This window comes from Bradyrhizobium sp. USDA 3262 (assembly GCF_054060035.1).
Map to the genome: position 1 here is coordinate 3,140,538 of NZ_JBSSCT010000001.1, position 25,747 is coordinate 3,166,284.

At 59.5% G+C, this 25,747-nt stretch carries 26 protein-coding genes and 2 pseudogenes; 18 read left to right on the top strand and 10 right to left on the bottom strand.

Annotated elements, in window-relative coordinates:
* Window positions 1-6: 6 nt before the first annotated feature.
* From ACVWYP_RS14530 to ACVWYP_RS14540, 3 genes are all read left to right on the top strand, one after another.
* Window positions 7-1,116, top strand: coding sequence for a hypothetical protein (locus ACVWYP_RS14530; RefSeq protein WP_304498953.1), 1,110 nt, complete (start codon window positions 7-9; stop codon window positions 1,114-1,116).
* Window positions 1,117-1,202: 86 nt separating this feature from the next.
* Window positions 1,203-2,318 carry an aminotransferase class I/II-fold pyridoxal phosphate-dependent enzyme gene (locus tag ACVWYP_RS14535; protein ID WP_304498954.1) on the top strand — a complete coding sequence of 372 codons (1,116 nt, stop codon included), beginning with the start codon at window positions 1,203-1,205 and terminating at the stop codon, window positions 2,316-2,318.
* Between the two features lie 334 nt (window positions 2,319-2,652).
* Window positions 2,653-3,333, top strand: a complete 681-nt coding sequence (locus tag ACVWYP_RS14540; protein WP_304498955.1) for a hypothetical protein — start codon at window positions 2,653-2,655, stop codon at window positions 3,331-3,333.
* Here ACVWYP_RS14540 and ACVWYP_RS14545 read toward each other — a convergent pair.
* Window positions 3,305-5,713 (bottom strand): ThiF family adenylyltransferase, encoded by a 2,409-nt coding sequence (locus ACVWYP_RS14545; protein WP_304498956.1) that lies wholly within the window; start codon window positions 5,711-5,713, stop codon window positions 3,305-3,307. The genes ACVWYP_RS14540 and ACVWYP_RS14545 overlap by 29 nt on opposite strands.
* Window positions 5,706-6,848, bottom strand: coding sequence for an MBL fold metallo-hydrolase (locus ACVWYP_RS14550; RefSeq protein WP_304498957.1), 1,143 nt, complete (start codon window positions 6,846-6,848; stop codon window positions 5,706-5,708). The genes ACVWYP_RS14545 and ACVWYP_RS14550 overlap by 8 nt, the downstream gene beginning before the upstream one ends.
* A gap of 277 nt (window positions 6,849-7,125) precedes the next feature.
* Here ACVWYP_RS14550 and ACVWYP_RS14555 point away from each other — a divergent pair, with 277 nt between their 5' ends.
* The 3 genes from ACVWYP_RS14555 (at window position 7,126) to ACVWYP_RS14565 (ending at window position 8,651) form a co-directional block, all read left to right on the top strand.
* The gene (locus ACVWYP_RS14555) at window positions 7,126-7,335 is read left to right on the top strand and encodes a phospholipase effector Tle1 domain-containing protein (protein WP_369525565.1); all 210 of its coding nucleotides are present in this window, start codon (window positions 7,126-7,128) and stop codon (window positions 7,333-7,335) included.
* Between the two features lie 108 nt (window positions 7,336-7,443).
* On the top strand, window positions 7,444-8,214 hold the full coding sequence (locus ACVWYP_RS14560) for a hypothetical protein (protein WP_304498958.1): 771 nt from the start codon (window positions 7,444-7,446) through the stop codon (window positions 8,212-8,214).
* 257 nt (window positions 8,215-8,471) lie between these two features.
* A complete protein-coding gene (locus ACVWYP_RS14565; RefSeq protein WP_304498959.1) occupies window positions 8,472-8,651 on the top strand; it encodes a hypothetical protein in 180 nt (59 codons plus the stop codon).
* Window positions 8,652-8,666: 15 nt separating this feature from the next.
* Here the strand turns inward: ACVWYP_RS14565 and ACVWYP_RS14570 are convergent.
* Window positions 8,667-9,342 (bottom strand): annotated as a pseudogene (locus ACVWYP_RS14570) (glycine betaine ABC transporter substrate-binding protein); the annotation flags it as partial.
* Between the two features lie 509 nt (window positions 9,343-9,851).
* On the opposite strand from ACVWYP_RS14570, the gene ACVWYP_RS14575 reads away from it, so the two are divergent.
* From ACVWYP_RS14575 to ACVWYP_RS14585, 3 genes are read left to right on the top strand one after another with little or no spacing between them, the layout of a single operon-like run.
* A complete protein-coding gene (locus ACVWYP_RS14575) occupies window positions 9,852-10,193 on the top strand; it encodes a hypothetical protein (RefSeq protein WP_304498960.1) in 342 nt (113 codons plus the stop codon).
* A 49-nt stretch (window positions 10,194-10,242) separates the two neighbouring features.
* Window positions 10,243-10,749 (top strand): DUF2971 domain-containing protein, encoded by a 507-nt coding sequence (locus ACVWYP_RS14580; protein WP_304498961.1) that lies wholly within the window; start codon window positions 10,243-10,245, stop codon window positions 10,747-10,749.
* A gap of 56 nt (window positions 10,750-10,805) precedes the next feature.
* Window positions 10,806-11,795, top strand: a complete 990-nt coding sequence (locus ACVWYP_RS14585; RefSeq protein ID WP_456684112.1) for an NERD domain-containing protein — start codon at window positions 10,806-10,808, stop codon at window positions 11,793-11,795.
* On the opposite strand, the gene ACVWYP_RS14590 is transcribed toward ACVWYP_RS14585, so the two are convergent.
* Window positions 11,782-13,215, bottom strand: coding sequence for an IS4 family transposase (locus ACVWYP_RS14590; RefSeq protein ID WP_304497169.1), 1,434 nt, complete (start codon window positions 13,213-13,215; stop codon window positions 11,782-11,784). The genes ACVWYP_RS14585 and ACVWYP_RS14590 overlap by 14 nt on opposite strands.
* 151 nt (window positions 13,216-13,366) lie before the next feature.
* On the opposite strand from ACVWYP_RS14590, the gene ACVWYP_RS14595 reads away from it, so the two are divergent.
* The gene (locus ACVWYP_RS14595) at window positions 13,367-13,891 is read left to right on the top strand and encodes a hypothetical protein (RefSeq protein WP_456684113.1); all 525 of its coding nucleotides are present in this window, start codon (window positions 13,367-13,369) and stop codon (window positions 13,889-13,891) included.
* 12 nt (window positions 13,892-13,903) lie between these two features.
* On the opposite strand, the gene ACVWYP_RS14600 is transcribed toward ACVWYP_RS14595, so the two are convergent.
* Together ACVWYP_RS14600 and ACVWYP_RS14605 are read right to left on the bottom strand one after the other, a co-directional pair.
* On the bottom strand, window positions 13,904-14,785 hold the full coding sequence (locus ACVWYP_RS14600) for a hypothetical protein (RefSeq protein ID WP_304498963.1): 882 nt from the start codon (window positions 14,783-14,785) through the stop codon (window positions 13,904-13,906).
* 75 nt (window positions 14,786-14,860) lie between these two features.
* The gene (locus ACVWYP_RS14605) at window positions 14,861-15,121 is read right to left on the bottom strand and encodes a hypothetical protein (protein WP_304498964.1); all 261 of its coding nucleotides are present in this window, start codon (window positions 15,119-15,121) and stop codon (window positions 14,861-14,863) included.
* A gap of 212 nt (window positions 15,122-15,333) precedes the next feature.
* Here ACVWYP_RS14605 and ACVWYP_RS14610 point away from each other — a divergent pair, with 212 nt between their 5' ends.
* The 3 genes from ACVWYP_RS14610 to ACVWYP_RS14620 all read left to right on the top strand — a co-directional run bounded on the left by ACVWYP_RS14610 (window position 15,334) and on the right by ACVWYP_RS14620 (window position 17,116).
* Window positions 15,334-15,717: a transposase gene (locus ACVWYP_RS14610; RefSeq protein WP_304498965.1), complete on the top strand. Its 384-nt coding sequence runs from the start codon at window positions 15,334-15,336 to the stop codon at window positions 15,715-15,717.
* Complete coding sequence (locus tag ACVWYP_RS14615; RefSeq protein WP_304500230.1) at window positions 15,618-16,280, top strand: IS630 family transposase; 663 nt, start codon at window positions 15,618-15,620, stop codon at window positions 16,278-16,280. Before ACVWYP_RS14610 ends, ACVWYP_RS14615 begins: the two co-directional genes overlap by 100 nt.
* A 482-nt stretch (window positions 16,281-16,762) precedes the next feature.
* Entirely contained in the window at window positions 16,763-17,116 is a 354-nt protein-coding gene (locus ACVWYP_RS14620) for a hypothetical protein (protein ID WP_304498966.1), read from the top strand.
* A gap of 40 nt (window positions 17,117-17,156) precedes the next feature.
* Here ACVWYP_RS14620 and ACVWYP_RS14625 read toward each other — a convergent pair whose 3' ends face one another.
* Window positions 17,157-17,441 (bottom strand): hypothetical protein, encoded by a 285-nt coding sequence (locus ACVWYP_RS14625; RefSeq protein ID WP_304498967.1) that lies wholly within the window; start codon window positions 17,439-17,441, stop codon window positions 17,157-17,159.
* A 93-nt stretch (window positions 17,442-17,534) separates the two neighbouring features.
* Between ACVWYP_RS14625 and ACVWYP_RS14630 the strand changes: the two genes are divergently transcribed.
* The 3 genes from ACVWYP_RS14630 (at window position 17,535) to ACVWYP_RS14640 (ending at window position 18,648) form a co-directional block, all read left to right on the top strand.
* On the top strand, window positions 17,535-17,816 hold the full coding sequence (locus ACVWYP_RS14630; protein WP_304498968.1) for a type II toxin-antitoxin system RelE/ParE family toxin: 282 nt from the start codon (window positions 17,535-17,537) through the stop codon (window positions 17,814-17,816).
* Window positions 17,817-17,835: 19 nt separating this feature from the next.
* Window positions 17,836-18,138 carry a HigA family addiction module antitoxin gene (locus tag ACVWYP_RS14635; RefSeq protein WP_304498969.1) on the top strand — a complete coding sequence of 101 codons (303 nt, stop codon included), beginning with the start codon at window positions 17,836-17,838 and terminating at the stop codon, window positions 18,136-18,138.
* Between the two features lie 216 nt (window positions 18,139-18,354).
* The gene (locus tag ACVWYP_RS14640) at window positions 18,355-18,648 is read left to right on the top strand and encodes a hypothetical protein (protein WP_304498970.1); all 294 of its coding nucleotides are present in this window, start codon (window positions 18,355-18,357) and stop codon (window positions 18,646-18,648) included.
* Between the two features lie 163 nt (window positions 18,649-18,811).
* On the opposite strand, the gene ACVWYP_RS14645 is transcribed toward ACVWYP_RS14640, so the two are convergent.
* Window positions 18,812-19,075: a DUF6362 family protein gene (locus ACVWYP_RS14645; protein WP_304498971.1), complete on the bottom strand. Its 264-nt coding sequence runs from the start codon at window positions 19,073-19,075 to the stop codon at window positions 18,812-18,814.
* Window positions 19,076-19,507: 432 nt separating this feature from the next.
* Between ACVWYP_RS14645 and ACVWYP_RS14650 the strand changes: the two genes are divergently transcribed.
* Window positions 19,508-19,672: a hypothetical protein gene (locus ACVWYP_RS14650; RefSeq protein WP_304498972.1), complete on the top strand. Its 165-nt coding sequence runs from the start codon at window positions 19,508-19,510 to the stop codon at window positions 19,670-19,672.
* A 541-nt stretch (window positions 19,673-20,213) separates the two neighbouring features.
* Here ACVWYP_RS14650 and ACVWYP_RS14655 read toward each other — a convergent pair.
* Together ACVWYP_RS14655 and ACVWYP_RS14660 are read right to left on the bottom strand one after the other, a co-directional pair.
* Window positions 20,214-20,959 (bottom strand): annotated as a pseudogene (locus ACVWYP_RS14655) (ATP-dependent DNA ligase); the annotation flags it as partial.
* A gap of 206 nt (window positions 20,960-21,165) precedes the next feature.
* Window positions 21,166-22,710, bottom strand: a complete 1,545-nt coding sequence (locus ACVWYP_RS14660) for a carbohydrate porin (protein WP_304498973.1) — start codon at window positions 22,708-22,710, stop codon at window positions 21,166-21,168.
* Window positions 22,711-23,923: 1,213 nt separating this feature from the next.
* On the opposite strand from ACVWYP_RS14660, the gene ACVWYP_RS14665 reads away from it, so the two are divergent.
* Entirely contained in the window at window positions 23,924-25,621 is a 1,698-nt protein-coding gene (locus ACVWYP_RS14665) for a carbamoyltransferase N-terminal domain-containing protein (RefSeq protein ID WP_304498974.1), read from the top strand.
* The last annotated feature ends 126 nt before the right edge of the window (window positions 25,622-25,747 follow it).

A 25,747-nucleotide genomic window follows, 5' to 3' on the forward strand; every position in this document is an offset into this window, starting at 1 on the left:
CCTTTCATGACCTTGTCCGGGCTCGAACGAAGGGCAGGGGAGCGATCGCGGCCCTTCGACCGGGAACAGCTCGTCGCGAATGAAGCAGGCGAGTTCCTGGTGCATGCCCGCCTCGAAACCGGTGGGCCCGTCGTGCTGTTCCTGCCAGGAGGAGCGCACCTGGCACGCGTGGCCTATGGTCATCCCGGAGCGCGGCGAGAGGATTTTCTGGACCACCATCTCGAAGCCTGTGGACTGGCGCTGCTCGCCATTTCCTACCCGACCAGCCACCCGGTGTTTTCAAGGCCGGATCCCTTGATGACGCTATCGCGATGGGCGGCAGGTGTCGCGGAAATCACGGCGAATATGGTTGGCCGGCGCCCGGTGCTGCTCGCCGGCTGGAGCATGGCTGGCAAGGGCGTGCTGCGTCTCAACCGTGCCCTGATGGAGCGCGGTGTCCCCGTGACCGGCTTTGTGTCGCTTTGCGCGCGCCCGCCATGGCCCGGCCTTTCGCCCCGTCTGGCGCAGGACGAGCCGGTTCGGGCAGACGGTCTGTGGGATTCCAGCCTGTACCATTACAGCACGATCGCCGGCCTTGAAGAGGTCAACCGGCTGGCCGGCCGCACGATCATCTGCGCGGAAACGCACAGCATCCACTATCACGGCGAGGGCCCGCTCATGCTTCGCGGCGAGGTCGATCGCCTCGGTGTGGATGGACGGTTCACGAGCGTTGAAGCGGCCCTCGCAGACTCGCAGGCCTTCGCCTTCGAGCAGGCGCCGCTATGCGCAACGATCTCGCCGACGGCTTCGAGCGATGCGGAACACGCTTTGGCGGACGCTGCGATATGGAGCGCCATTGGTCTGATGGGCCTGTTGCGCAACCATCTGGCAGGAGCTGACCTGAACCGGTTGCCGTGCGAGAGCTGGACCAGGCTGCGCGCGCTGGCCGGGGAGTGGCCGAGGGGCATGAACCGTACCGTCGACGGAGGGCACTTTTTCTTTGTCGGTGAGATGGGCGCCGGCGCCACGGCCAGGGCACTGGCCGATCTCAACCGGCAACTGGCAGCCCTGAAGGACGCACTGCAGGCTATCAGGGACGGCGTACCGCCGCGACCGGCGGAGGGTTCGCATCGCTGAATCTCGACTGAAACAGCCGGGGCGAGACCGCTCCGGCAGATACCTGATGCCGCCATCGTTCCGGTCGCAACCGAGGCGCGGGAAACATGAACATGATTGATCTTAGGCGTATTACCTCTCCCAGCGTAGCGGGGGCGGACGAGTACCTGCGAAGGACATTACTGTCGCTGGCAAAAAGTTGGGACGGTGCAGACGAGATGCGTCATCATCGGCGGCTCGGCAGCCGCGACGATCTGCTTGCGGCGCAAAGATACCTTGCCAGGGGCAATAGGGGCCTGATCCCGACCGACAGGTTATTCCTGGCGAACGGCACCTGGAACGTGTTGCTGATCCTTCTCGAGACGCTGGTCGGGCGGGGCAACTCGATTGCGGTTGAAGCGTCTACCTACTCCCAGGTACGCGACGCGGCGAACATCCTTGGAATTCGCCTCGTGCCGGTTTCACTCGACGCCGACGGGCTGATTCCTGAAGCGTTTGACACGGCGTGTCATGTTCACCGGCCCAAACTCCTTTACTGTGTGCCGAACGCGCAAAATCCGACCGCATGCACAATTCCATTGCGCAGGCGGGCGCAGATCGCGCAAATCGCGCGTCACCATGACGTGGTGATCCTTGAGGACGACCCGCAGGGCCTCGTTCGCGAAGATTTTCCGCCAGGCTTTACCGACATTGCTCCGGATATTTCATGGACCGTGATGGGATTGTCGAAATGCTTTTTCGTCGGTGCGCGGATCGCGTACGTCGTCGCACCTAACAGGGCTGCAATCGAGCAGGTCATGTCGCGATTTGGAGCGATGGCAATGTGGTACGCGTCCGTTCCTTCCGCCGCCATGACCACCCGCGCCATTCTGGAGGGCGCAGCCGACGATCTGCTTCAGGCAATACGCCTCGAAGCAGGACGACGACGCGAACTTGTGGTGAAGTTGATGCCCGGGATCTCCGCTTCCTGCATTGGCGCGTTGCATGTCTGGTTGAAGAGCAATGTCCTTTCAGGCGATGAACTTGTCGATCGGGCTCGAATGGCGGGCGTACTGGTACGAAGTGGCTCTGAATTCGCAGTCGAAAAGGCGAATGGTCTGGACGGAATTCGGGTTTCTCTTGCCGACGTTTCGCCCGGATCCTTGGAGGAAGGCCTTGCCCGCCTTGCACGAATAATTGGCCCGGGCCGGTGTGGCGGCGCGATGCAGGCTGTGAAGCCATGAATCTGCCGGGCGGATGGCCTACCAAAAGCGCTGCCCAATATGCGGGCGGCAAGTCATCGGCCGGGCCAGCAGCATCCGCCGGAGGGGCGTTTTCGCCGACGGCAGGGGTGGTGGTCAGCTTCTGGAACTGTTTCGTGGGTGGAAAGCGCCAAAGGCGGGTCGATCACTCATCTATTGATTAGAACATATCAGGAACAATGAGGCGAGTCCGACTTCGGTAGTGGAGGGATTTCGCATATTGCCGGCATTCCCGATGAACGATCGTTGCGTGCATCCGCGACCCGCGCCACTACGTGGTGTTCGAGCAAGATGCTCAATAGGGGACGGAAAATTTATGGCGAAGAAGGGCAGCTCGCAGAAGCTAAAGGAGCAGAACCGACGGCAGCTTTGGCTGATCATCGCTGCGAACGCCGTCGTATTCTACGTGGCGTGTCAGTGGGCGACGTTCGAGTTATCGGGGATCAAGGCGGCTCTTACGGGGGCTGCGAACCTCCTGCCTGTCGGTCTCGCTGTCGTGGTGACCACCATCGCGAACGGTCTCCTCGATTCGGCGACGAAGGAGCGTTTGGTGTTTCTACGCTGGAACGATGTTCTGCCTGGGCATCGAGCGTTTAGCGTTTACGCGAAGGCCGATCCTCGGATAGACTTCACGCGGCTGCAGCGCGCGTGCGGCAACAAGGTTCCGAGCGATCCCAAGGAGCAGAATAGCCTGTGGTACCGCTTCTATCTCGAGGTACAGGACGTCCCCGCCGTTATGCAGGTGCACCGCGACTATCTGCTGCTGCGAGACTACACGGGTCTGGCCGCGCTGTTCCTGATTGGGTTCGGGATGGCCGCGCTGTTCCTCGTCGCGCCATGGAAGGCGTGCGGTGTGTATCTCGGCATTCTCTTGCTTCAATTGATCGTCGTCAGGCACGCCGCCGCGACCTACGGCGTCAGGTTCGTGTGCACGGTGTTGGCCCAGAAGGCGGGAAAGCCCACGACCTCTACCGCCAACCGAGGATCACTCGGATGATGCCGAACCTTCGGCGCGGCGGATCGACGATGATCGGCGGGCTCGTCGGTTCGAAGAGGTGGGGCTTGATCTCGTCCGGCGTCACGATCGTCACCAGGGTCGGCAGGCCGACGTTGTCCAGTATCGATCTCAAGCTGATCACCGCGCCCTTGTCGGTGTCGCTCAGATCGGAGCCGCCCATCGGGTGAGTGTGCCACTCACCGACGTAGGTGAGCAGTCCGCCGGTTCTCCTGCCGATGTGCTCCAGCGCTTCGGGAAGCTTCTCGGTACCGCGCGTGAAAACCCACGGCGTGCCCCGGCTGTCGGGCGGTGCAGGCACAAGCCGAGTCACGAAGATCGTCTTCCTCGGGGCGGCGATGCGGCCGACGAGAATTCCGCCAGTCTCGCTCGGACTGTGTTTCCGCGTCAGCATCGACATCGTCTCGGCGACGCCGGCCGCGATCCGTATCTGCCAACCAGAATCGGCGTCGAGCACGACGGTCGGAGCGAACGACCGAGTGGAAGCCTTGCTGTCCCCGTCATCGCCGAGGAAGCTTCGGTAGACGGCCCCGTCGGTTCGGGACGGGCCCTCCTTTGCCAGATAGGGGCGGAGCCGCCGCGTCACCGCGGCGGCGTGGAACGATACGACTTCGTCGGCCAGACGCATCGTCGCGGAACTGCAACTCAGCCCGATCTGGATGTCTTCGAGGCCGCCCGAGCCAACGCGGTCGTCCCGCGTGGCCTTCACTTCTCCGAGCCAGGCGGCGACCGCGTCGTCCTCGATCGCGGAATCATAGATCAGCGTCTGCAGGTCGTCGATCCGCGGATTGCGTCCCGCGCCTTCGATGGAGAGCAGCCCCAGCTTTCCGCGATGCGCGATCTCCGCGCGGTGGACGCGGACCGTCGCCGGGAGATCGGCATCGCGCAGCGCGTTGAACACGATGTTCGAGGCCGTCATGTCGATTAGATTGGAGTACCCGTCGAAGAAGTCCGCATTGCGCAGTCGGGAAAGCGCCGAACCCTTGACGGCTTCGATCGGGAGATCGCGCTGACCCGGGTAGAGCTTGACCAGATCGTCCTTGAGCGCCTCTGCTTTCGCCAAGCCGATAGCTCGCCCGCCCAGCGCGTGCCGGACGAGGTTGTGGGGCGCGATTTTCGCGTTGTCGACGATTTTGAGCGCGACGCTGCCGCTCCGGGCGAGATGGGTGGTGACCTTCGAACCGAGTGCGCCGGCGCCGAAGACGACCGTCGGTCGAGCCACTCCATCCGCGGGTAGAGCCGAGATCTGTCTCGCGAAGTCGGGGGTCAGGGGCGTGCGGTGGTCGGACAGGAAGACGGTCGCGGCGGGGTCCCACCGGCCGTCCGTCGGCCAATGTCCGCCGCCCGCGGAGACCAGAAAGTTGAGCAACTCCACGTCGGATTCGGTGCCGAGCACTTGTTGCGGCCGCCTGATCGCCAACACGATCGGCACGCCCGCCATGATCTGCAGGTCGTGCGACAGATAGTCGGCGAGGGCCTGCGTGAGCGGCAGTCCGAGGTCCTGGGCCCAGGTCTCGAGTTCACCGAGAGTTTGAGGAAGTTCGCCAAAATGTTTCCTCGATACCACGCCCTCCTCGGCCCACACCAGCAGGCCGAACAGCCGGCGCTGAAGGAAGCTTTTGAACTCCGGCTTCTCCTGCAGCACGTTGATCGCAACAGCCAGCGACTTCTGGTCGGCGTAGGACTCCGGCGCAACGAACGCGTCCTGCCGCACCGCGTACCCGGTCGCGCCGATTTCGGCCATGCTCTCGTCGTCGAGCAGATCGAAGGACGTCACGACGTGACCGGCGGCGCCCCCGTTGGCCTTCCAGTGAAAGAGAATCCGTTCGAGGTTGCTGCCGGGCGGATAATAGAACGTGCCCAGCGTTTCAACGGCGCGGGTTGGCTCGAAGCCGTCGCCCTCCGGTACAAGGCGATTGCGGGCAGCGTCGCGAAACCAGCCGCGGGCGCGTTCCACCAGATCGACGACGGTGTGCTCGGCGAACCAGGTGTCGATCGAACCACGATGCAGGCACAGCCATGCCGGTGTGCCCGGTGCGGTGATGTTGACGTGCGGGAACGCGGTCTTCGGGAAGTCGGTTCGGTCCGAATAGACGTAGGGCGCCAGGTACGGAAACGATTTCCTGCTGAACAGCAGAACGATCGGCTCGCGCCTGCGGATGTCGACACCGGCAACCGGACCCCGGCTCGGAAGTTCGACGTCGACCGTGAGGGGCACGGCGACGTAGTTGGCGTTCCAATGCAGCACCGAAACCGTCTGACCGGCGAACTTGGCCCGCAGTTCCGCGATCGCCGACCTTATCGCCGGAGATAGCTCTTCTTCGTCCTGCGCCGGCTGCGATGAGGAATGCAATTCACCCATAGGTCTGTGGAGTGCTCGCGACCTTCTTGACCACGTCGTCCACGTAGCCGACGTCTTCCGGATCGAGCAGGACGGGGCCGCCCTCGCTCATCTCGAAGGTCGTCGGCAGGGGGCGCTTCGGATCGCCGACTTCCGAGAGGCTGAAGAAATTGTCGTCCCCGACGGCCTTTTCGTACTCCTCCTTCGCCGCGAAGTGCGGAGGATTGTCGTCGTCGTCCTTGATCGGCTTACACGACGCGATCACGCGCGCCCCGTCGAGACCCTTGCCGAGGATGGCGAGGGAATCCTTGGCCGGAACCTTGTTGTGCTTGTATTCCTGCTCGCTGAAGAACGTCCACGAACAGTGGTGGGGGGCAAGGAAAAGATCGAACGCCAGAGTCTCGTCATCGCTGAGTTCCAGGATCTTCGACCAGATCGCCGCGCCGGCGTCGCCGCCGAACATGGCGAGACCGGCGTGCTTCGTCGCGCCGACGTCGAAGCAGGCCTGCAGCACCACGCTGGTGTCGTTGCGGTCGGCCAGTTTGTCGTCGACTTCCTTGCGGAAAGGCGCGTGGACGAAGAAGCGGAAATCCTTCTTCGTCTTTCGGTCGATGACGTCGATGTAGTTGCCCGGCGTCACGACCAGGTCGCCGAGACCCTTGTAGGCCGGGTTGTTGCTGTGGCCGACGACGCGGATGCGGTTGCCGGCCTTGTTGCGCTCGGAAGACTCCGCGAGGTGGAGGTCGATGCGGCGCTGCGCTTCCTTCTTGAAGGCCTTGGCCCACTTCGACAGTTCGCCCTCATGGTTCGCGAAGATACGGTGGGTAAACCAGAGTTCGTCGATCAGGATCAGGTCTTCCTTCGAGTGTTTGACAGTGTATTTGGCGGGGTCGCCTGTGTAGAACATGGTGTTGAAACCACGGCAGTGATCCTGATCGGCGTGGGTGAGGATGAATACATCGACGTGAGGAATCTCACCGCCGAGCTTCTTGCCGAAATCGAGCAGGTGCTGGTGCACGTCGTAGCGGCTGGGGTCATCCTCATCGCTCGCTTCCTCAGTGGTGTTGCAGTCGATGATGATCTGGGTGTTGTCGCTTAGGGTGATCAGCGAGCAATCGCCGTTACCGACCGGAAAATAGGTGATGCGCGGGTCCATTGCACCTTCTCGAATCTTGGAGGAATAAATAAAACTGACGGTTGAGCACATGGCGGTGAGGCGTCGGTTCGGCAAGGTTCGGTACGCCTACTTTTCCGGTAGGGTTTGAAATTTTTTCTGTTGACTTGGTCTGTTTGATCGCCGGAGCCGACTCGATTCGCTGGACGGCAGCCTGCTGGGAGCTTTGTCCGTCCATTTCGGACGATGCGCTCATACTACAAACCATGATGACGCCACGCCGGCGCGCGATTTCGTAGGTCGTTATTGGAGATATCCAATGAAGCGTCTCGCGATTTTTTGGGACGGTACCTGGAATACGCTGAACAACAATACGAACGTTTGGCGCCTGAGATCGCTGACCGCTGAGACTGCCGACCAGCGTGTCTACTATTCGCAGGGCGTCGGCACCCGGTGCGGCGCAGGCCACGATCTCCCGCATCAGCGAGACCGTCGACGGTTCGGTCTTCGACCGATGGCGTACCGATGAGTCCTACCGTCCGGAAAACTTGGCATCGTGGGCGAAGGCGAGGGGCGTCGATCCCGCCGGGTTCGCCGGCGCGGCCCTCGCAGACGATCCGAAGCTAGGTGTGCCTTGATGCTCGACATCCTGCGAATGGACGTCTCGAAGGAGCTGCTGCGCCAGATGGCGAAGGAGGAGCGCTGCCTCTTCCTCGCGCTCGGCCATGCTTCGAACCAGGTGAACGCGCTGTGGAAGCTGGTGATCGTCTTGACCAATGGCGACGAGAACGATCCCGCGAAGCAACGTCTGGAGGGCGCGCAGACCCAGATCTTCGTTAGGCTGATGATAGTCTCGATGTGGGAGGCATGGCGGTTGGTCGACGACCGTTTCCTGAGACGTCCGCTCGGCAACGAGTTCCTGACGACACTCGATCGCCCGGCGGCCGATGCGCTGGACCGGTTGAAGAAACGCTTCGGCCAAGGGAGCGGTCTCTCGACGATTCGTAACAATTACGCTTTCCATCATCCGGGAATCGACGATATCGACGCGGCGTTCGAAAAGGCGGTGAGCGAAAGCGAGAGTGAGCAGGCGGACTGGGCGGCCTATTTCAACAAGGCTTTGCTGAACACATTCTTCTTCGTTTCCGACTACGTGTTCGCCCATGGCATGTCCGACGCGTTGTCCGAACCGGACGTGAATGAGGCGCATCGCCAGCTTCTCGGCGAGATGGCGCCGGTCGCGAACGATCTGTCGGAATTCACGTTAGGTTTCGCTTCCGCGATCTTCCGGCGCTATGTTGGCGACGAATTGACGATGACTCTGGTGGCGAAGGTCGAGAATGCCCAGGACATCGACGATCTGAGATTTCCGTTCCTTGTCGAAACACCGGGTCTGCGGAACGGTTGATATCGCCGGTGCAAAGACCGAACTGCAAGAGACTGTTGGTCGACGCAGGAGCGTCTCGTCTTCTCATTCCTCGAGGAAACGGAAGCGCCCATCCGGAAAATCGAAGATGTCGCCAGGCTTGAGATTGAGAGTGGTCATGAAACCTCCTGTCGGGCTGGTCCCTAGCGCCGTCCCATGCGTTGTGGCTTCGTCGCTGCGCTGTCGCGCGTGATCTTCCTGGTGATGTCGATACCTGCCGAACGCGTGCAGATGAGCGCGTGCAGCACCTTCCGAGCGCGGTCGTCCGGGAAGCCTCCCGCGGCGGCGATCGTCTCAATCGCTTCGCCGACAAGTTCACCTACATCGGCACGCGCGAGCGGCTCGCTATGGAGGAAACATTCGAAGCGAAGGGTGCGATCGCATATGCCGAGGCGTGGCACAACTGTTTGACACCATGAGCCCGTGCGTACTGCTCACCGATCCTCTGCCAGCCAACGCGCCACCACGGCGGGCGAGGAGTTCGCATTGCTGCCACTGGCGCGCACTTCGCGCATCGTCGCGATGTCGATCCGGCCAAGCAGCGGCTTCAGCGACTCCTGCAACGCCGCTTCATGCGCGCGCCGCGGCGCCAGCAGCACCACCGCATCATAGGGCGGGATCGCTTGCTTGGGATCGGCCAGCGTCACCAGGACGTATTCCTTGATCCGCCCCTCGCTGGCATAGCCCGCGATGACGTCGACCTCGCCGCTAGCCCACTGCCGCATACATGAAATCCGGCTGCATCTGTCGTTGCGTGCGGAATGAGAGGCCGTAAGCCTTTTGCAGGGCGGCCCATTCGGGGCGTGAGAAGAACTCGTAGTCGCCGGCAATCGACAGCATCGGCGCGTGTGCAGCCAGGTCAGTGATCGAATGAATACCCAGTGCATCGGCGCGCTGCCGCGGCATCACCAGCGCATAGGCGTTCTCGAAACCGAGCGCGCCGAGCAGAGTGATGTCCTGCTTTGTCAAGGTCTCCTTCAACTCGGCGAGCAATGCTTCGCGCGGCGGCATATCGGCGCGGTGAAACTGGTTGACCCACAGCGTGCCGGAATAATCCACATAGACGTCGATGTTGTTGGCTGCGAGCGCCTGGAAAATCACGCGCCGACCGGGAGGAAGTCTATGGGCTCGACCGAGTTCTGAACGTGCTGAACGAAGAATTGGCGGGTAAGGCGCCCCTTCCATCTTTTCGATCCGCGACATGATGCTGCTGGTCGGCTTCTGTCGTCTGACGAACTCCTGCAGTCCGCGGTCTTGGCACCTCGGATCGACGTCAACCGTCGCGACCGAGGTTTTGCCCCGGTCGCACATGCCAAGGAACCGCGGCTCGAGTATCGCATTTCTTGTCTAATATCATGACAAGCGGACAGGGGCGAGGCGAACGCACGCGATGGAGGGGGGGTCCCTAACGGCGCGTCTGCGCGCCTAATCCTTGGGCACGGCGATCGTTACCCGAACGGCCGAGACGCCAAAGGCGGCTCGGTGAGCGAAGCGAATAGAGCCCGTTTCCGCCGTAGGCGGATGCCCCCTCAATTTATGGCTGCATTGCTCTTTCGGATGCACATGAGGGGTGGCAGATTAGTCCCATACTGTATGTCGCTATATTTTGCGGGTGATCGATGTCTCTGCCGCCGCTTTATAAATACATGGGCGTCGAGGGCGCTAAACTGACGCTTGGCAAGCAATGCTTCAAGTTCGCGAAGCCGTCTGAATATGACGACCTTGAAGATATGACGGCCCAGAGCCTCTTTCCGGACAAGTTGGAGAAGGCGCTGGCGACCATGCCGGACGGCGTTGTTGATGCCATCGTGGCAAACCTTTACGCGCCTCCGACCTGCGCTCCGGGACAACGGGCGACGGTGGTAAAGTTGCAAACGATGTTTAGGGCCGACCCGAAACTCGGCGCGATTGTGAAAGCCGGGCTGAAGAAAGATCCTGAGAAGGCCGGGCTCGGGCATTGAGGCCTGGAAGACGCGGTCTGAAGCGTTCGTAAACGAGACGAATGGCTTCATGCAAAACTATCGTGTGTTCTGCGTGACGACCGATAAGGCATCCCCGCGCATGTGGAAGGAGTATGCCAAGGAACACCAGGGCATCGCCTTGCGGATCACGCCGAGCGTTGAGAAGGACTCGAAATATCTGAAGTTTGCCCCCGTGACCTATCAGGAGAAGCGGCCCCCGGTTTTCGCAAGAACGGCTGATTTTGCTGCGGAGTCACTGTTCGGCAATCAGACGGAACGGGCACGCTTGGTTCTCGAAGGCATCATCTACGCAAAGACAAACGAATATAGGTTTGAGAGCGAATACCGGCTTGCGATCCCGCTTGGCGAAGGCGAAAAGGACTACCGCGCCCAGCCTTTCCATCCCGAAGAGATAACCGAACTCTATCTCGGAGCCGCCATGACGGATGCTGACAAGCAGGAGATCGTCGCTACGGCCAGGTCACTCAACCCCGAGATTGCGGTGTTTCAGGCCAAGCAAGACCAAGAGGGAAGGATCAGCTTCGACGGGGTATGACGAGGACTCGCGCCGATTTTGCCGTATCCAGCTTACCCAGTATTGCGGAGCCCTCGTTGGCATCTATAGAGATATTCATTGGTGCGCCGATTGAGCATGCTTCCGAGCGGGCCACTCTGGCGCGCGCATATGAATTTCTATCGGCGCAGGGCATTCCGGCCGTCATCCTTGCAAATTTAAGTCTTGACGAACGGCAGATCGATCTCGTCATGGCGATCGACCGTGCCGCGCTCGTCGCCGAGTCAAAGGGATTTACTTCAGGCGTTCGTGGCGGCCACAACGGCGATTGGGAAGTACGCCTCGCGTCGAGTATCTGGAAGAAATTCGAAAAACCGTATCTGCAAGCTATGAATGAGAAGCTGGCGTTGCGCGATGCGATGCGAAGCTTTGCCGGGGCCGAGGTTCCGTACCCAGATGCTGCTCTGATCTTCGTTCCTGCCATTCCAGCCGAATCGACGGTTCCGCCGGGTGATTTCAAGGTGTCGATTGGCGGCCTCGACGACCTTCCGGGGCTAATCGCATCGATGAAGCGCGATGGGTGGTCGCTGGATCAGTGGCGTGCTTTCGCGGCTTACCATCGATTGGTGCCAGCCCCGTCGATCGACGCGGCCTTGAGCCCGGAACTGATCGATGCCGGGCAGCTGCTGAAGACCTACTGCGAAGCCTTCATCCGGACCTACGGTGGACCGGCATCTGCCATGGTTCCTACGTCTTGCGTCTACGAAGATCAGGCGCTGTCGTCGGATGACGTGTTGAAACGATCTGCACAGGACGACAATACCTTGCTGACGGGGCCTTCAGGGTGTGGGAAGAGCCTGCTCGGCTACGCTATCGGGCTTGCGGGCCTGGCGCGCGGCGACGTACCGATCATCATCCCGGCGAAGGACTTCGAGGGAAACCTGCGCGATGTGGTGACATACCCAATCTCGGCGAGGATCGCCAAGGTTTCGCTGGCCGGCGACGAGGCCATTCCCATCGTGCGGAGCTTGGTCCGAAAGATGATGGCTGCCGTCCGGCGCTATGACATATCTTTCAATTACCCATAATTGTTGCCTCGATTGCGGCTCCAAGTTCGATGTCGTTCAGCCGCGATAGTCCGCGCCAGATCACGGTGTTTCCTGGAGGCGGATCGTTGGCTCGGGCCAAGTATCCTCCGAGCCGCGCGATCTTGACGACATAGTGCGAGAGCGTGCTTCGTCGAGAGCAATCACCACCCCTGTCTTTCACCAAATGATCAAGAAGCCTGATTTCGGGATCTGTCAGCGCCATTTGCGGTACGGCATTCGGCGAGGAGCGATTGAGCATCGTCATCCAGAAGACGCGCCAACTCACAATGCAGAAGACCGCGATCAGATTGACCAGACGCTCAGCAGTTCGCAATTTTGAGTCCTCTGCTTTGCAGCCCGATTTGAGGATCTTATGGAAGACTTCGATCTTCCATCTCAAGGCGTACCATTCGATTTTATTGATGGCGTCCTTGCGCGATTGGACCGGGAGATCGGTGAGGAGCTTCCACTCGATTTTCTTTCGCCGTTTCGGCCTTCCCCGCTCTTGGGCATGGATCACGGTCAGAGTGAGTGCGGGATATTTCGTCTGTTTGCCAATCGGCGGCAGGACTCGTATCTTGCGGTACCTGATCTCAAGAACGGCGTCGTCGGGATCGCCTTTGTCGTCCTTGACCTTGATCCGATGTAGACCCTTGATCGTAACCTCGTCCATTTCGTCGGCAATTGTATGATTGCCGTCCCCGGCGAGCCGATCAACACAGGTTCGCACCAGGAAATGTGTTCCAGCCTCCTCGGCCAGGCAAAACAGCTCATAGATGTCGCTCTCGCGATCACCAATATGAACGCATCGTCCAGGGGCAGCGAGAAGGTCGGTTGATTGCCGTAAATTCTCGAGCCAGCGGATGCTCTCCTTCTGCTCAATCGGCACCCGTGTCGGATTGATCTTTCGCTTCAGCGCCGTCGTCCCCTTGAACTTCTTGCGGGTCCAGAACTTGATTGCCGACAGTCCGAGGGGAAGCCCCTCGGTCGTCACGGCGAGACTCGAATGCATCAGGATGCCGCACTGCGTGCGTCCTGCCGTCTTGCCCGTAAAGCCGATCAGATCCGGCTTCTCGCGCTTGAAGCTGAATTCCGTCGTGTCATGGAGGATGAGGATCGGTCCCTCCGTCGCCGCTACGCGCCCGCGCGTCGCCTCGAAATGACCGCAAAGAATATCCGCCTCGTTGACCCGTTCATTGGAGAAGAAGCGATAGGCGGCCTTCGTGTTGGCCCAATCCTGACAAACCAGCGGGATGCTTTGACCCATGTCGCTCCCGATTTGTGCGAGCAATTTGCAGAACCGGCGACCAAGCCGCTCATCCTTAAACTCGCATCCCGCAACTTCCCGATCAACCCACGTCTCGATACCGGTCGTCAATCGCTGAGCACGCGCCCCCGCGCGTTCCTTCACCAAGCCCATCGAGCACCCCGCGCTTCCGAATCAGGTGCTCAACAACGAATCACAACAGATTCTACCGATTCAAGATTTCGCCCGCGGCGCCTCGCTCAAATTCGACGTCAAATGTGGGTAATTGAAAGATGACATATACGCATACGATCAGGACGACTTGATGACTGGGCTTCTTCAGGTTCGTCCGACCGTCGTGCTGGATGAAGCGTTTTCGGGCGACGCCAAGGCCAGAGACAACGCAGTGCAGGTCTTCTCCGACTTTCAACGCTTTCAGAAGAATCCGATGGGCGTAGTGTCCCACGACGTTCTTCTTGCCTGGTGCGACGCGGATCCTGCAATCCGCTACCCGATGATGGCGGCATCAGCAACCTTGTTTAAGCGTCCGGCGAATGGCGAGCCGCATGAATGGCTTCCGTTGGCTGCGAAACTCCTTGCCAAGGCACCTGATCCGCCGGCTGTGCTCAAGGAGATTGTGCGGCGCCTTCATCCCACGAGCTGGAGCGGTTCGCTTGCAACAAAGCTTGAGGGACGGCTAAGGCTCCTTGAGCAACTTCCAATCAATCAAATCTCGACGCTTGTCGGTGCGCTCAACGCTGCCAAAGCGGTGTTGCAAGAACGGTTCGCAACCGAGCGGAAGCGCGAGGCAACAGAGAGCAGGTCTCGTAACCGCCGGTTTGAAGATTAGGCAGACCACCGCCTACAAGCCCCGGCAGTGCATACACTCCGGGTTTGGCACGCGATACTTGCTGCGATGCTCCAAGGGATCAGTCAGTTCTTTTGGATGGGAATGACCGACAACCCATTCCGGCGGAATGTTCGTTCGCAACATAAACGTAAAATCAATAGGCGCTGACCAATCGGGCTGATTGCAGGACAAGCGCGTCCACTCGCGCAGCATCTTGACGGCCAACTCCTCGCGCGTGGCAAGACTGCTCATACGCAGCGGCAAGTCGATCTCAAGCAGGGTCGGCGCGCCATACGTCTTCAAAACATGTCGATAAGAATGACCGAGAACCGCTGAAATCCATTCGCTGCCATAGATGAGATAGTGCGCAGCGTGCTTGATCAGCGATTGATCATCCGCAACGACATAAAGGCAACCGATATCGAGCGTATTGTCGATATCCGCAATCGCCTCCGGCAGGCGTGCCTTTAGATATTTTAGTTCGGGGTGTGCGTCGACGATTGCTTGCAATTGCCCCGTCATCTCAGCTCGGTCATGCGTGCGCAAGCCTTCCCGGTGATAGACGCTGGCATCGGCGGTGCGGCAACCGTGATAAGCGCGTATCGCTGCGGATTCGATGGCCTCGGCCAGCTTCCCTGTGTGATACTCGATATCGGCGGTGAGGCACTTTGCCAGCACGCGCGACCAGTCGGGATCATCCCAGCAGAGATCGCGGAATTCGCCAGGTTTCAACCGCCGCATGCCATCCGCACGAAAGCGCGGACTGAGCCAGGCCGTGAGTTGGGGCATCCAGCTTGCGGGTTGCTTCCAGATAAAATGACGGCCGTCCCAGACACTATCATCTTTTACCAGTAGCCGGGCCGGTCTCAGTAATTCCTCGATTGCTTGGCTCATCGGTGTGCTTATTAAGGTCTGATCGAATCGCTCTGACGCATCATTATACGCCCTCTAGATTCGTCGCCTCACCCCCTAGAGAACGCCAAATACTGAACCTACGGCGCTAAGAACCGTGGCAACCCCCGTTAGGACGGCAGCACGGCTGTTTAGCTGCGAGGATTCATAGAACGCAACCTGCCCGCTCATGATGTGCTGTTCGGATACGTCCGAAATCGAAGCTGCCGGATGCTGGATCGGGACGCGGCTTGCTTTCCACCAATAGATGGCAGCAACAACGGAGATCCCTAGACCCGCAGGGGCAAAGATGATGGCCAGGCAAAGGGAAATGTTCATGCGGCAACCTCGGCTTCTTTGCTTTATCCCTGCGGTTACTTCCAAAAAGGAAGAAGGTCGATCACCGCGCGCTCAAGTGCAGCATTCTCGTCCGTGTATTTCTAGATGCGATCCACTCTAGAGCATTTTCCGACCGGAATGAATCGGGTGGGGATTCCCAAAACGGCGCGAGTCAGATTCAAGCTGCATGCTGGCGAGGGAGGTCAGCATGTATGGCCAGGGCGCTTTCGGTTGATCTTCGCCAAAGGGTGGTAGCCGCGATAGACGGTGGCATGTCCTGTCGACAGGCTGCTGAGCGCTTTGGTGTCAGCGCGGCAAGCGCGATCCGCTGGCGCGGTCGCCTCAAGGAAGTTGGCGACATCGTTCCTAAACGCCAGGGCGGTGACCGCAAATCGCAGCGCATCGAAGCGCATTCGCAATTGATTCTGGAGGCGGTGACAGCGAAGCCGGATATCACGCTCGCCGAGTTGCGAGAACTGTTGAAGCGTCGTGGAATATCGACTGGCATCGCGTCGCTCTGGCGTTTTTTCCAGCGCAGAAAGATCACACTCAAAAAAAGACAGCGCACGCCGCCGAGCAACGGCGCGGCGATATAAATGCCGCGCGTGAGGAGTGGTTCGAAGGGCAAATCGATCTTGACCCTGGGCGTCTCGTCTTCATCGACGAAACCAGCGCCAACACCAAAATGGCGCGGCTTTACGGGCGCTCGCCACGCGGCGAGCGATGTCGTGCAGCTATCCCACACGGACATTGGAAGACGACGACATTCACCGCTGGATTGCGCTCCGACGGTCTGATCGCGCCGCTTGTTCTGGACGGTCCAATGGATGGCGACGCTTTCCTGGCCTACGTCGAGCAATTGCTCGCCCCATCGCTGCGGCCGGGCGACACCGTTATCATGGACAACTTGCCCGCTCACAAGGTCCATGGCGTTCGGGAGGCCATCCAGGCGGTCGGAGCAAGCCTGCTCTATCTTCCGCCCTACAGTCCAGACTTCAACCCCATCGAAATGGCCTTCTCTAAATTGAAGGCGCTGTTGCGGGCCGCGGCAGCGCACACCATGCCCGATCTCTGGCAAGCAATCGCCGACGCTCTCAAACGCTTCTCACCCGAGGAATGTCAAAATTATCTCGTCGCGGCTGGTTACGACGCAACGTGATCGGAAAATGCTCTAGCGCAATGCTTCAGCCCAAATAGGTCTGCCGGGAGTGCGCTTAAAGGTAGGTTGCCGGAGCGTAGCGGAGGCCCACTGAAGAGGCACCCGATTTCGGGACAGTGATAGCGACGCCGGCATGAAATGACTGCGGGGTCCGAAAGCGAGTGCAGTCGCGAGACCGGTTAACAAGGTCGCGTGATGGGTAGTGATAGCGGTGCCGCGAAGCGGCAATCCATCGCGCGAGTGCCTCCGGCGAGCGACACCTTGGATTGCCCGATCAGGTTTTATCTCGCGACAAGGCTCACTCCAATTTCTGCCCGTGCATATAGACCCGCTCGAGCCCGCTCACTGCATCCCTGAACACACGGAAGCCCATGGGAGCAGGATCAATATATCGCGCCTTGACCCATTGATGTCCTGGACCGCCCGGATTGCCGGTTGCCCTAAATCCAACAGGGACGCCCGCACCGCTTCTGAGAGTGGCCATGAGCTTGAGGACTGGCCGGTCACTGGGAAAGTTTCCGATCTCCTCAACGTACAGCCTTGTTATAGCTGTGGCCTTGATACGCCTCCGCGTCAGCGTCGCGCTCAAGATACGCGAACCGAAGCCGAGCCCCATCAGGCGCTCGCCACATCTTGTCCTGCTCGTGATACTGCCAGCCGAGCGGCCCATAAATCTGCTCCGATCGCTCGATGGTCTCGATCAGTTCGGTACGCTGCCGGCGGAGCATCAACCCAATAGCGTGCTGCCCGTAGGCGTCGGCATGCTCCAGGAAATCCCCAAGAACGCCGTCCGTCTTCCCTCCGCCGCGCGCGCCGCCGAAGCAAAGATTGGGTAGGATATCAGCGCTGTTTGCGGACCTGCTTGGGCCTGCCAGATTACTGAAGCGTGCTCTGCGGCGCGTGCTGCTTCTGCCATTCGTCCGTGGTTCCGGCCTTCTCAGGCAGGCGCGCGACATAGCGGTGAACAACTTCGGTCTTGTTCTCGGCCGCCGAAAGGTCAGGAATCGTCTTGCGCAAAAGGCCGAGCGCAGCCGTTACCTGCGTCGGTTTCATGTCGACCTTTCCAAGCACATGATCAGAAAGCCGATTTATGAGCTGACTGGTTTTGATTTTCGCCCGGGTTTCCTCATCATGGCGAATTTTTACCGAACGAGCGGCCATCACCTCATCCCAAAGTCAAAGCGCATCAAAAATGTATCTCGCCATGATACGGCCCCCTTGCAATCCGTATCGCGACATGATACAAGATGGCTCATGATCAAGAGCTTCAAAGACGAACTGACCGAAGCGGCCTTCAACGGCAAAGCCAAGAAAGGCTTCCCGGCCGATCTGCTCAAGGTAGCTCGCCGTAAGCTCCAGTATCTGCACGCAGCTGTGAACCTAGACGACCTATTGGCTCCTCCCGGCAATCGCCTCGAAGCCCTGAAGGGCGACCGCAAGGGCCAACATTCCATCCGCGTGAACGATCAGTTCCGCATCTGCTTCACATGGACCGCTGAAGGTCCCAAGGAGGTCGAGTTCGTTGACTACCATTAGCCAGACCAAGGAGGGTCATATGGCAAAGAAACTGCCCCCGATGCACCCCGGTGAGGTGCTACGCGAGGAATTTCTCATCCCGCTCGACATTTCGGCCGGTGCACTCGCCAAGGTTTGCGGCGTTCCCCGTACCAGGATTGAGCGCATCGCGAACGAGGAGACCTCGATTACCGCGGACACTGCTCTTCGCCTGTCCAAGGCTCTGAAAACCTCTGCTCAGCTTTGGCTGAACCTGCAGAATGCCTATGACGTGCAGATGGCCGAACAAGAACTTGGCAGCGACCTGGACAAGATTAAGCCAATCGAAGCGAAAGCTGCCTGAAACGAACGCCCGGCGAGGATTTCTCCTGCCGGGTGCAAATCACCACCCTAGTTGATTTGATGGCCAGAACTGCCACAGATGCCACACAAGTCAAGCGACAGATTTAAGAGCCTGTGAATTGGCGGAGGTCCGAAAGCGCGCACCGGCGTCCCTTGCCGAGCCTAGGACTAAAGCATTATGCCTGAACATCGCGGAAGGTTAACGCGGAGGACACTCATGGCTCTGTTTCAGAATAAACAATGGGCGGTAATGGATGACGGAATCAACTCCGTTGAACCTGGCGCGCCATATTTGTACGAGATCGAAGCATCAGGCCTTCTGAATTCCGCTGATGAATATTATGCGTGGCCCTTGCAAGTTGCAGGGAAGACTTGGGTTGACGTAAGTTCTTTCGAGCAAGCATTTCGCAAGGCGATCGAGCTGTTGGCGGGAAAGTACAAAGGGCAAGTAGACCAAGCGCTACTGGATGCAACTTTTCGTGAAGCTCACAAACATGCCCGCATGCGCTGAGCCCCAACTATCCCCGACCGATTGCTCTCGATGCAGGCATAAGCGTACGAATATCGGTCTGCGCGTTGGCCCAGATCTTCAGCATCACGTCCTTGTAGTAGCGGCGGGCGGTTTCGTCGCTGCGCCCGATTTTCCGTCCGATTTGACCAAATGACAGATCGAATTAGCGCGACCAGGCAAGCCGGAATTCATTCGGCTGCAATCCTCGAGCCCAAGCCAACGCCGTGAGCATGTCGCTTACATCGAACGGCGATGGGCGAAACCGAGGCATCGCCACATCCGAATAGCTATAGGCTTCGGTGGTATCGCGCACCACATCGGGCCAGCCTGTTTCGACCTTGTGAAACCGCTTCTCTCGATCCGGGAGCGCTCTGCACGTCTTGCAGCCGCGAAGAAACCGCTTCTCCACATCCAGGATATCGATCACTGCCCCGCGCATAATTCCTTACCCGGCCGTAGATGGTCCAATGCCGCGCTTGAGTTGCGCGACGAGATCGTTGAGGCCCTTCGATACCCGCGCCTGCATCTCGGGATCGGGCGTCGGTTGCGGGAGCCGCTGCCGGTTCATCCGCTCTGCCGCTTCACGTTCTCCCAGTGCTCGTCAGCCCATTCGTCCAAATGCTTCTTGAACTTAGCCAGGTTCGGATAACCGCGTATGGTCGCGCAAACGCCTTTCTATTTGTCAAGTTTGAATTTGAAAGCCTAGGGAACTGTCCCGCTATATCTCGCGCTCCATTTCAGACAAAGCGGGAGGTACCTGATGAAGACAATAGTGGAATTCGGCGGTTGTGCATCGCTGGCGGCGGCAAACAGCAACGTGTTCGGTCGTTGAGCAGACTGGCTCAGCAAGAAAGGCGCGATGGCGCTTGCTAAACACCTTGAAGGGTACTGGCACCGCCGCGGTTATCCCGCCGCCCGCTTCTGGGCCGAACCTATCGATGAGCGTTTTGCCAAGATCGACACCTATGAGATTTACCGGATCATGTGCAATCTCCTGAACGGTCTGCTGCCCTCCTATCAATAAGGGGCTTGGCTCACGCACAAATGCGTAGCTAGCGACACTCGGTGCAATAGCTGCTCGACCGCTGTCCGCGAAAGACAGTTTCCGACCCATACGGCTCAATTTCCGGCCCTTGGTATGCTCCTTGAGGCCATCGGTCCACTATTATGGTTTTGTTGTTTTCGCATCGAACTTCGACGACGTTAGGGGCCGCTAGAACTGCCTCAAGCTCCTCCGGCCGCGCGGATCGGCGCGCATCAGCCAGTTTCGCTGCAAACTCTGCGAGAACCACGCCCCACATGCTGTGGAAGCTGCGGCCTCGCCGCCGACGTGGTCGCATGGGGATAACGCGTATCGCGTTCTCCGGATGCATGCTTGCCGCCTGCACGCGGACAAGAGACCTGGCATCGGACCGGGAAACCGGAACACAAGGTTCGAAATATGGCCGACCAGCACTTCTTCGTCTTTTCTCTTGCTGTTGTTGTTGGTTGTTGTCTTGTTGTTGGCTGGTCTTGATGGTTTGTCGCAAACCCAGCCCGTATCATCGCAAAGAATGCACGAGGTCTTATAAATCGTCACGCACGCCCCGGAAGAACGGATGCCGCACCTTGCCCTTCGGTGGATTTGGCGCGGTATTCGATTTCAGCCAGCACCTTCGGCTCGACCCAGAACGCCTTCTTAACGCGCTTGGTATAGGGCTGGGTCTTGCGGATAAACGGCGTCAGGCGCTCCCGAAAATCGGCGGCCGAGGCCCTGTCGAAACCGTGGTCGACCTTGCCGGCATAGACTAGGTCGTCGCCTTCGCGCCGGCCGACGTAGATGCCGTCCCATTCGTTACAGTCGAGCTCGAAGCCGGCGATAGTCAGCGTCTCGCGCTGGGCGCAGCTCTTCTTGACCCAGTCCCGGCTGCGGGTGCCGGTCGAATAGACGTTGTCTGCCACCTTAGACACGACGCCCCCATAGCCGAGCTTGCAGGCAGGCTTGAATATCTCGGGGTCCTCCCCCTCGAAGCTTTCACTGAACTGGATGTCGGTACCGGGATTGTTTTCAGCGCGGCCTTACGTTCCTTCAGCGGCGGCTTACGGAGATCACGGCCGTTGAGATAGAGCAGATCGAAAGCGACCAGCACGATCCTGATCGAGTTGCCGCGCAGCTCGTTCTGCCGCACACTGAAAAGTCGGTGGTCCCGTCGGCCGACGGCACCACGATCTCACCGTCGATGATCGCCGCCGCGGCGGTGATGTGCTAGGCGTCGTGCGCGACTTTCTTGAAGTGCTTGGTCCAGTCGTTGCCACGACGGGTGTAGAGCTTCGGTTGCGAACGAGACGGCGGAAATCGCAATGAGGGATGTCGTGCTGCAACTCGTCGCTGCTTGAGCTTCTCGTCTCCATTCCGGCATAGCTGCGGGGTCCTTCGTGTTCGCGCCCTCACAACAACGACCCGGCAGCACATTGCTGAAGAAGGCGCTGCCGTCCGATCGCCTCCTGATCGGCAGCGCCCGTTCGACAAGTACCCGCCTAGAAGAAGATGTTCGTTGACACGGAGAAATTCAGGGCATGTCCGATCTGCGGGGTGTACGTGATGCTGGTTGGATTGTTGATGTAGGTCAGTCCTACGCTTGTATAGACTCCCGGTGCGAGATGGGCGGTGTAAGTGGCCGCGATTGCCTGACTGTCCCGATGAACGAGCTTTCCTTTCGCCAGCGCGGCGTCGACCGCCAGCTTGCTCCACACCGTGTCAGTCGCGACGATGGAAATCTGGTCGGTCGGCCGCCAGTCGAAAGGTCCGTTCACATAAAAGCGTAGCTCATAGTACTGGCTGACCGTATTCAGATCAGGAGGAGCTCCCATGACCGAGAATCCGCCGTAGATGCCACGAGATGCCGAATCCTGAACATTCGTCTGCAGGAACTGCCTGTCCGCGGCGATGTAATAGAAGGTGTTCGGATCGGTTCTCTGTTGATTTGGAAGCGCCAGACTTTTGTAGCTGCTGGTGTTGTAACCTGCGCCCGCCCTCAGCCAGGTCTGCGGCGAGCCTGGAGCAGCCTTGTTCAGATAGCCGGTTTCATCAAGGTAGAGAACGCCGGCATGAGTCGTGCTCCAGTTCAGGCCCGTGGGGTTCTCGGTGATCTGAGTAAAGAGCCCATCCGGACTGTCAGCACGCTGGAAGGACACCTTGGTGTACAGGTGATCATCGAAGTTATACTTCAGGTTGAGAGCGGGCGTTGGTGCCGGGGCGGCGCTCAGGCCTCCCTGGAAAAGTATGCTCGACGAGGGACCGAAAACATTTGATCCCGCATTTCCGCCAACCACCGTGCCGGCGAATTCATGTGAATTCCTGAGATAGCCGACCTTGAGTTCGAGCTTCCTGTCCCAGAAAGTCTGATAGTACGAAATCGTGTTGATGCCCAGTCGATCCGGCCCGCCAGGTTGCCATGTCCAGGATTGCTCCTCGGCCCCCACGACGATCTGGCCGTCTGGAATACCAAATCGACTGAGATCATAGGTCACCCACATGTAGTTTACGGTGTTGAACGTCGGATTTTGCCCGTTGTAGAGCTGGTTCGCGATGGTGCTTCTGGCCGAATTCGGCAGAAGATTGTTTGTGTAGGTGACCTGTGACCACAACAGATAACCGATGCCGACTTCGGCCAGCGCAGATCTCACGCCACCGGCATCCTGAACCACTGTATCGGCTGGCCCGGGTATGCTGACGACCAGTCCCTTTTCGCGGAGGTTCTGGAATTTTGCGAACGGATCGGGCTTCTTTTCAATCGTGTAACTGTCCGCAACTTGATTCGCCTTGCGCCGTTGAACGCCGGTCTGCAATCGCGAGGTCGACGCGGCGCCTGCTTTCTTCCGGTGATGATCTGCTCCCCGGGCCGACCCTGTTTTCGCGGACGCTTGCTTGCCGGCCTCATCCAGCGGATCGCTTTTCTGGTCCTGAACGCTGGCTGCCTGTGCCGGCAGCGGGTTGCAGACAAGCCATGCTGCTGTCGACAGCGCAATGGCGAGGCCGCCCTGTTTCGTGACTGGTCGAAACCGGACTTTGTCTGCAGCCACGTACAATGGCTCACTGTGATGCACGTGCCGAACGTTTGCGCCCGTAGCACGGTCTTTGATGTTGACTCGCATAATACCCCCGAACAAATAGGACCCTTGGCGCGTGATCCATCGCATCCGGAGCGCTACAAATGGATGACTATAATCGACTAATTCGATGCGAACTCAGGAAGATGCGATGGTTCGGGGAGCCTGCAACAAGCGACATCATGCCAGGCGGGACGATCCTGTCCCGGCGCCGGCAGATCTGCTCCTGCCGCGTTGTCTCCATGCAATCCGGATTATGCAGATCGTGGCCGTGAGCTTCTGTCACGTCCGGTCTGACGGGTGAAGTTGAGTCCAGCATGCAGGGGATAGGGCGAGACGCTCCACTTGATCTTTATTGAGTCGGCCGGTGCGCGACTGGTGTTCTCACGGAGCCGGCGTCAGTTCATCAGCGCTTGCCCGGACCGGCGCTCCTGATCTTCCGGCAACCGGCCGGATAGTTGGCGCAGCTCACAGTTGCATGTGGGCCGAGCCGCGGTGCGAGCGACAGAAAACCCTGCACCTGAGAGGTGCCGGCGAGGCGCGGAACGAGCAACGGGTCACACGCCCTGTTTGCCAGCTACGGACCTCAGCGGAAGAGGGAAGAGCAGAGGTGGCCCGATGGCGAGCCGTGTTACAGATCGCCTTCTGTTGCGCGCTTCTGCGATGGCGCGCGCAGGCTCCAATGCGCCAAAGTCTGCCGCCAGGCGGATGGCCGCTCGCCGGGCCGCAGTGATCAACGTTGTTCGTGAACGCGCGCAATCGGCGAAGACCGCTTCGGCAGCCAGTACTGATTTGTGATGCGTGCACCGAACAGCAGTCCGAAAACAGGCTTTGGCCGACCTCGCCCACCGCTGTTGGTAATCGACCTTTCCCGATGTGCGGAATCCGCCACGCGATCTTGCCGCGGTGGCATCGGGTCTCCTGCGTCAAGCGATTTCGACAGCCCGCACCTGGCCTGCATACTGCATCGCTCCAGATCCGAAATGCGACAACGCAAACGCAACGTGCGTCTGTAGCGGCCGGTGCAACGCGTGTGTCGAACTACGATGGCAAACGAGGCCGGACGCATTTCCGGAACAAGGACGGTCATGCGAGTGGTCCGGAGCTCGCAAACTTTGGAGCGGCAGTCCCGACGGCTTCGATCCTTGAACCCGGGGCGCGACGCAGCAACCAGGATGGAGGCACGATGCGCATCTGCGGTATCAAATTGACACATGATGGAGCAATCGCCCTCGTCGAGGACGGGCGTCTTGTCTTCTGTATTGAGCAGGAAAAGCGGGATAACAATCCGCGCTACCTGCATATTGGCAATCTGGATGACATTGTGGTCGCCCTGGCCGCGCAGGGTCTTGGTCCAAAGGACATCGATGCGTACGTCATCGACGGTTGGCCCGGTGACCCGCAGACGCGGTTCGATGTCGTCAGCGGTAGCAAGCCTGTCACTCTCAAGGCGGCGCCCTACCTTGAGCCGTACGCCAGCGGTCTGCTGGCCGCGTGCGAAAGCTCGGGCCTCATGCTCGGTCGCGAAGTCCTGCCTTACAGGAGCTACCCGCACGTGACAGGGCATCTTGCGTCGGCTTACTGCACCAGCCCGTTTGCGCAGACAGGAGAACCCGCTGTCTGTCTTGTGTGGGACGGCGGCATACCTCCGCGTCTTTATCATGTAGAGCGCCACAAGGCCTGCTTTGTTGGATCGCTGTTTCCGGTGATCGGACATGCCTATGTACTGGCGGGCCACAAGTTTGGCCCCTACAAAAGACCGAACCGCTCCGGAGGTGGAGACCGGAGCATTGCCGGCAAGGTAATGGCCTATATCGCGCTCGGGTCCTTTGATGAAGCGATCGTGGCGATATTTCAGGAGCTCTACGAGGAGCGTGTTGCGGCGGACGACAGGCTCGGTCGCAATTACCGCGGAGAGGTCGGAAGCATAGATTACGCGCTTGCAGCGTGGCACGACCTCCTCGAGGTCAGCATCGCAAGACTGGGGGATCACTCGCCCGAAAATGTGCTTGCGTCATTTCATTGTCTTCTCGAGCGTATGCTCGTCCGGGAAATGACGGCTGCCTTGCAGCGCCATTCGTACCTGCCAGGGATCCGAAATCTTTGTATTGCCGGCGGTTGCGGTCTCAACATCAAATGGAATACGACGCTGCGTGCGTCAGGCCTGTTCGATGCTGTCTGGGTGCCGCCGTTTCCCAACGACAGCGGCTCGGCAATCGGTGCCGCCTGCTCCGCGCTGGCGGCAGACAGGGGTTTCATGCCGCTGGAGTGGTCCGTCTATAGCGGTCCGGCCCTGCAGCGCGCCGATGTACCAAGCGAATGGGAGGCGTCGCCCTGCAGCATGCAGGAACTTGCCACTATCCTGGCAGACAACCACCCTGTGGTCTTCCTTGACGGTCGAGCGGAACTCGGACCGAGAGCTCTGGGGGGCAGGAGCATTCTTGCTGCCGCGACCTCTGCAGCGATGAAGAACCATCTCAACGGCATCAAACGCCGGGAGCATTTCCGACCCGTGGCGCCGATTTGCCTTGAGGATCGGGCACCGGAATTTTTCAGCCCCGGAACGCCCGACCGCTACATGCTTTTCGAGCACCAGACGCTGGCTGAACTGCGAAACAGGATTCCTGCCGTGGTGCACCTCGACGGGTCCGCGCGATTGCAGACAGTCCCCCGCGAATCCCGGCACGCGATCGCCCGGCTTCTCGTCGAGTATGAAAGGCTTACGGGGCTTCCGCTGCTCTGCAATACGAGCGCCAATCACCATGGATGTGGCTTCTTTCCCGACGTTGCTGCTGCCTGCCGGTGGGGACGTGTCGGACACATATGGAGCGAGGGCCTGCTCTGGACCAGAGCTCGGGCGATCGAAACGCGCCATTCCGGGTAGGGCGATCGCGTATTCCTCGCCCGGCGGGCTCAATCAGAACGCGTCATCAATGACTGTGATCTCGATTGATCGCCCTGATGCTGTCTGGCCAGCGCAACAATCGCGGTTTTCGAACCTGTATGGAAA